Here is a 6,413-nt window from a genome sequence, read left to right on the forward strand (position 1 = left end):
AAAATAACTGGTAAACTCAATTGCTTATTTTCCGCTATAATTGGCTTAAATATTCGGTTAAATCTATTTTAACCGCATTTTGTGAAATTAAGCGCATTAATTCTGGTTTTCTTTGAATAAAATCAATCAAACCATTATTAACATCCGTTGAAAAGTAATTTTTTGCAGTCCAATTCGATTGCCAATCCAACCAAGAACTAATATCGGAACAATTCATTTTAGATACTTCAATCAATTTATCAACAACTAAGTTAACGTCTCCTGAATAAATACACGCTGGTAACTTTTTAATCATAATAAAACTAGTCGAAAGCTGAAGGTCATAACCTAAAATATTTAACCAAGATAAACTCTCTTTAATGATGGCTAAGTCTGCTTCAGTGACATTTATCCGCACAGGCAATAATAACGGACGCCCAGTTAACCCTCCTGACTTTTCAATTTCTGCTTGCCAAAAATTAGCTAATATCGATTTTAAATGACCTAAATAAATATCATCACCTTGTTTAATAATACAAGCACCACCATTAAGTCCGATGATTTCTTTTTGCTTTATCGCGACGTGATTTTTTTGAAAGTCATCATGATCTGAAGTTGATAGTTCACTCACATTATCAAAGTGTTGTGCAGCTTGCTCGCCAATGCCTTGATAAAACGCATTTACTTTTTGTTGCTGCTGATAGCTTACATTTTCTCTAGGTGCTTGCGGTGCACGTGCTTGTTGTGAGCCGCTACCTGATGAATAACTTGAGTTTGTAGTTGGTTCAGCAGGTAAATAATCAGATAAAGAGAAAGGTACATCATCTTCATCTTGGTGCATTGGTATTGCAGGCTCACTCATTAAAACAGTTTGTTTTGCTAACTGTTTTACTGCCTGTAAAATAAAATCATGAATTAAACGTGCTTGATGAAAACGCACCTCGTGTTTAGCTGGATGCACATTAACATCAACTTGAAGTGGATCGATTTCTAAATATAAAACAAACGCAGGTACATCATAATCCGGCTGAATTTCCTCAAAAGCTTGGCGGATTGCATGCAAAATTAATTTATCTCGCATCATACGACCATTTACATAAGTATATTGCGGGTCTTTATTTAAGCCTGAAGGTAACGCCCAACCATACATTTTAAGTTTATCTTCACCTGACTCTAAATATAAAGCATGATCTAAAAAATTACGCCCTGCCACTTGAGCAACACGTTTAACTCTTTGCTCTGTGCTAGATTGTGCACGATATTGACGTACCACTTTACCATTGTGTTTTAATGTAATCCCCACATCAAAACGACTTAATGCAATGCGTTTTATTAGCTCATCAATATGATTAAATTCAGTTTTTTCAGTTCTTAAAAACTTACGTCTTGCTGGCGTATTAAAAAATAAATCAACAACTTCAATTGTTGTACCATCAGGATGTGCTGTTGGCTGTACTTTAACTGCCATATCACGACCTTCAGCATAAGCTTGCCACGCTTCATTTTGTTCTTTTGGTTTTGAGCTAAGTGTTAATCGAGAAACTGAGCTAATAGATGCGAGTGCTTCACCACGAAACCCTAAGGAGTTAATGCACTCTAAATCATCTAAGGTTTTTAACTTACTGGTTGCATGACGAGATAAAGCAAGTGCCAACTCATCTTTCTCAATACCAAAGCCATTATCACGAATTCGGATCAATTTATGTCCGCCACGGTCAATATCAATTTGAATACGTGTTGCGCCAGCATCTAAGCTGTTTTCAACTAATTCTTTAACCACTGAAGCCGGACGTTCAACTACCTCACCAGCTGCGATTTGGTTAGCTAAACGAGCTGGTAAGATTTCTATACTCATGTTATTTCACTTGTTAACTGCGAGGGATTGTTAAATTTTGACCAATAAATAAGGTATTTGATTTCAGTTTATTCGCTTGCTTAAGCTTATAAACTGTTATGCCATAACGCTGTGCCAATACACTTAAAGAGTCTCCTGATTTTACTCTATGAGATTCTGGGGTAGCCAGCTTTATTTTAGCAAAATACGAATCCTCAGGTGGGTTATTTCTAAAATGCGCTTTAATAGAAGTAAATACAGCTTTAGCTAGTTTATTTTGATGAGCAGTAGTTTTTAATAACTTTTCTTCTGCTGGATTAGATATAAAACCAGTTTCAACTAAAATAGACGGAATATCGGGAGATTTCAAAACACCTAAACTGGCATATTGAGGTGTTTTTTTATGCATTTTAGTGACTTTTTTTAGTTCTTTCTGAATCGTATACGCAACTGCCAAACCTGTTTTCATAGAATGATCCATCTTCATATCTAAAACAGCTTGCACTAAATATTTTTCATTTTGAGTATCTTTAAGCACGCTTGCCGCACCACCTAATAGATCAGAGTGTTTTTCACTGTCTTCAATCCATTTACCCGTTTCAGAGTTAGCTCTTCGTAATGATAATACCCAAACAGACGCCCCTCTAGGTTGAGGAGAAGAAAATGCATCAGCATGAATTGAAACTAAAAAATCTACTTTTTTATTTCTCGCTCTAAGCGTTCGGGTATCTACTTTTACATAGTAATCACCGGTACGAGGCATCACAGCACGCATGCCTTTTTCAGCATTAATAAGTTTGGTTAATCGTTTTGATATTTGTAATGTAATATTTTTTTCATAAGTGCCAGCAGGCCCAATAGAACCAGGATCTTCACCACCATGCCCAGCATCAACAGCAATAACAATATCTCGGTTACCGCTCATATCTCTATTTTTAGCGACAATTGTTTTTTTAGGTTTTTTATTTATGGCAAATAAATCAACTACTAATCGGTCCTTTTTAGGCCCAGTAGGTGCCAGTGAAAAAATAACAGGTTTAACCGGCTCTAAAATTTCAAACACCAGTCTTGTCCAGCCTTTTTTCTTTGGCTTACTAAAGCGTACCTTTTTTATTAATTGATGTTCTTTTGTTACTTTTGGTAAAGATACTTTTTGACTGGTATTTTTTAAATCAACTACTAAACGCAGTGGTTTTTTTAGCACAAAATAACTGTAATCAGGCTTTTCTTTTAAATCAAAAACAACACGCGTGCTTTCTGGAGATGGCCAAACACGTACGCTGGTTATTTTATTTTGCGCATAAGCATCTGTAACAGCAAATATGCTGAAAAAAATGAAACTGATAAATAGCTTTATTATTATATTTTTAAGACTATGCATTATTTGTATTTGATAGTCTATCGACTATTTCTTCGCCTTTTTGAGTTTTAGCCATAATACTAACTTTACGTTTTTGTGCAACATACTCAAGCGTCAGCTCTAAATCTGCTGCAGCTAAAAATTCAGCGCCTTTTTCAGGCCATTCGATCATGCAAATTGATTTTTCATTAAAATAGTCTCGGATCCCCATAAATTCAAGCTCTTCAGGATCAGCTAAACGATATAAATCAAAATGATAAATGCTTTGGTTTTCTAGCTCATACGGTTCAACTAAAGTATAAGTTGGACTTTTAACTTTACCGGTATGACCAAAGCCTTGAACAACACCTCGTGTGAAAGTTGTTTTTCCAGCACCTAAATCACCATGTAAATATATAATTGCGCCTTGTGTAATATTTTGCGCTAAAACACCGCCCATAGCGACCGTTGCTTGCTCGTCTTCTAATAAACAGCTAAATACCTTGCTCATTTTACACCTATGTTAACCAACTAAACGTCTAATATATGGAAATAAATCACTTGCTAACAAACCATTTATGCCATCTTTTTCAGCTAATTGCGCTGCTTTCCCATGAATAAACACTGATAAACATGTCATATCAAATACGGCTTGTTTAGTATTTTCTGAATTTTCACTTTTGAGCATTTTTACTTTTTGCGCAATAAGCGCACCGATTATACCAGATAAAACATCTCCCATCCCAGCACTTGCCATAGATGGCGAACCAGAAGTATTGATATTTAATCTATCCCCCTGACAAACGAGGGTTCCAGGACCTTTAAGTACGGTAGTCGTTTTGTATTTTTTGGCTATTTTATTTACTGTATCAAAGCGGTTTGATTCTATTTCAATGTTAGTAGATTGCAACAATCGTGCAGCCTCGCCTGCATGCGGAGTTAAAACACAGTTAAGTAACTCTAGCTCCTTTTCAGCTAAAATCGTGAGCGCATCGGCATCGATCACTTTAATTTTATCTTGATGACAAAAAAGTGTATCAAAAAGCATTTTACCCCAATCTGATTGTCCCATGCCAGGCCCAATTACAATCACAGATGCCTTTTCAATTAACGCAGCTAATTGAGTTCCATCCTCAATGCCATGTACCATAAGCTCATAACGTCCTTGTAAAACACTCGTAACATTATCAATATGGGTGGCTATGCTCACCAAGCCTGCACCACTTCTTAAACACGCCTCACCTGCTAAGCGAATTGCACCAGCCATGCCTTTATCACCGCCAATTAATAATACGTGGCCTTGCTGATTTTTATATGTCGATTGTTCGCGGTGTATTTTTTTATTTAGCATGCTTTGCTCAGATAAATAACTTACTGGAGACTGTACTGTTTTTGCAAATTCCTCATCAATGCCTAAACCTGAAAAATACAATTCACCAACATAATCTTTTACTTTTCCAGTCAGCAATCCTTTTTTGAGCCCTATAAAAGTAACCGTACTATCGGCATAAATTGCATTTTTTGATATTCCCCCTGTTGTTGCATTCACTCCGGAGGGCACATCTATACTAATGATCGGTTTGCCAGTTTGATTTATTTGATGGCAAATCCTTTTAATATTTCCTGATAACTCGCCACTCAAACCGGTCCCTAATAAAGCATCTATTATTAAATCACACTCTGAAAAATCGAGTTCCTGTTCAATTACGCCACCTACCTCACTAAATTCTAAATAAGCTTTTAATGCATCACCTTTTAATTCATCAGGCTGGCAAATACTAAATACTTTTACTTGAATATCATTTTCAATTGCTAACTTAGCAACAATATAACCATCACCACCGTTATTACCTTTGCCTGTTAATATTAAAATATTATTCGCAAAGCTATAGCGATCCCAAAGTAGCGAAAACACACTTTCTCCGGCATTTTGCATCAATTGATACATCTCAATGCCCATTTTTTTGGCTATGATAGATTCATTTGATTGAACTTGCTGCGCGCTATAGGCGATTTGTGGTAAATTAGCGGTGTATAAAACGGCCATATTTGATCATCATGAACTCTAGTAATACTGACTATTCTTTACTTTCTGACAAAATTAAGCAATGGGGCAAAGATTTAGGCTTTGCTCAAGTAGGCATTGCCGATATAGATTTAACTGAACACGAAGCGCAATTACAACGCTGGTTAGATAATAACTATCACGGTGAAATGGACTACATGGCAGCCCATGGCATGATGCGTGCGCGCCCGGATGAATTAGTTCCTGGCACTAAACGCGTGATAACAGTACGCATGAATTACTTACCCCCTGACGCCAGTTTTGCCCAAAATTTAAAAAAAACAGATAAAGCCTATATCAGTCGCTATGCATTAGGGCGTGATTACCATAAATTAATGCGCAATAAGCTCAAGAAATTGGGTCAAAGAATAGAACAAGAATTAAAAGACTTAGACCAAGGTGAACTTTCTTTTCGACCTTTTGTTGATTCTGCACCTGTACTAGAAAGGCAATTAGCAGATAAAGCAGGACTCGGCTGGACTGGAAAGCATAGCTTAATCATTAATAAAGAAGCGGGATCTTGGTTTTTCTTAGGCGAATTATTTGTTGATATCCCCCTACCTGTCGATAAACCTGTCGAAGAACAATGCGGTAGTTGTGTTGCCTGTATTAAGCTTTGCCCTACAAACGCCATTGTTGAACCTTACGTAGTTGATGCTAAACGCTGTATTTCTTATTTAACCATAGAGTTAAAAGGCGCGATCCCTGAAGAGTTTAGACCTTTACTAGGTAATAGGATTTACGGTTGTGATGATTGCCAATTAATTTGCCCATGGAATAGATATGGACAAATTACAGATGAAAAAGATTTTCACCCCAGAACGCAACTTAAAGATAAAGACCTAATTGAACTCTACTTATGGGATGAAACTACTTTCTTAAAAAACACAGAAGGCAGCCCTATAAGACGTATAGGCCATGAACGCTGGTTGCGAAATATATCCGTCGCCTTAGGTAACGCTGATTTTAATGAAGATATAATCGTAGTTTTACAACAACGCTTAGTTGAGGTAACTGAATTAGTTGCCACTCATATTAATTGGGCACTTGATCAGCAACGGCTAAAAAAGCCTGAAAACAAAAAAACGCAACGCTTGATTAAAGCGATCGAGAAAGGGTTGCCAAGAGATGCTTAGGTTTTAGGTTTTAGGTTTTAGGTTTTAGGTTTTAGGTTTTAGGTTTTAGGTTTTAGGTTT

At 36.6% G+C, this 6,413-nt stretch carries 5 protein-coding genes; 1 reads left to right on the forward strand and 4 read right to left on the reverse strand.

Annotation, left to right across the window (positions count from 1 at the left end; translation table 11 throughout):
• Positions 1 to 34: 34 nt before the first annotated feature.
• Genes mutL through KO527_RS20940 form a run of 4 tightly spaced genes read right to left on the reverse strand, consistent with a single transcriptional unit; the run spans position 35 to position 5,199 of the window.
• On the reverse strand, positions 35 to 1,834 hold the full coding sequence (gene mutL / locus KO527_RS20925; RefSeq protein ID WP_216042193.1) for a DNA mismatch repair endonuclease MutL: 1,800 nt from the start codon (positions 1,832 to 1,834) through the stop codon (positions 35 to 37).
• Positions 1,835 to 1,847: 13 nt separating this feature from the next.
• A complete protein-coding gene (locus KO527_RS20930) occupies positions 1,848 to 3,194 on the reverse strand; it encodes an N-acetylmuramoyl-L-alanine amidase (RefSeq protein WP_216042194.1) in 1,347 nt (448 codons plus the stop codon).
• Positions 3,187 to 3,663: a tRNA (adenosine(37)-N6)-threonylcarbamoyltransferase complex ATPase subunit type 1 TsaE gene (gene tsaE / locus KO527_RS20935; protein WP_216042195.1), complete on the reverse strand. Its 477-nt coding sequence runs from the start codon at positions 3,661 to 3,663 to the stop codon at positions 3,187 to 3,189. The genes KO527_RS20930 and tsaE overlap by 8 nt, the downstream gene beginning before the upstream one ends.
• A gap of 12 nt (positions 3,664 to 3,675) precedes the next feature.
• Complete coding sequence (locus tag KO527_RS20940; RefSeq protein WP_216042196.1) at positions 3,676 to 5,199, reverse strand: NAD(P)H-hydrate dehydratase; 1,524 nt, start codon at positions 5,197 to 5,199, stop codon at positions 3,676 to 3,678.
• A gap of 11 nt (positions 5,200 to 5,210) precedes the next feature.
• Here KO527_RS20940 and queG point away from each other — a divergent pair, with 11 nt between their 5' ends.
• Positions 5,211 to 6,353, forward strand: coding sequence for a tRNA epoxyqueuosine(34) reductase QueG (queG, locus tag KO527_RS20945; RefSeq protein ID WP_216042197.1), 1,143 nt, complete (start codon positions 5,211 to 5,213; stop codon positions 6,351 to 6,353).
• The last annotated feature ends 60 nt before the right edge of the window (positions 6,354 to 6,413 follow it).

Origin of the sequence: Pseudoalteromonas sp. C2R02 (assembly GCF_018860845.1) — a bacterium.
Lineage (GTDB): Bacteria > Pseudomonadota > Gammaproteobacteria > Enterobacterales > Alteromonadaceae > Pseudoalteromonas.

What these genes read in the sequence shown, in the direction of transcription:
- mutL (WP_216042193.1), bottom strand. Translation starts at nt 1,834, where the DNA reads ATGAGTATAGAAATCTTACCAGCTCGTTTAGCTAACCAAATCGCAGCT.
- KO527_RS20930 (WP_216042194.1), bottom strand. Translation starts at nt 3,194, where the DNA reads ATGCATAGTCTTAAAAATATAATAATAAAGCTATTTATCAGTTTCATT.
- tsaE (WP_216042195.1), bottom strand. Translation starts at nt 3,663, where the DNA reads ATGAGCAAGGTATTTAGCTGTTTATTAGAAGACGAGCAAGCAACGGTC.
- KO527_RS20940 (WP_216042196.1), bottom strand. Translation starts at nt 5,199, where the DNA reads ATGGCCGTTTTATACACCGCTAATTTACCACAAATCGCCTATAGCGCG.
- queG (WP_216042197.1), top strand. Translation starts at nt 5,211, where the DNA reads ATGAACTCTAGTAATACTGACTATTCTTTACTTTCTGACAAAATTAAG.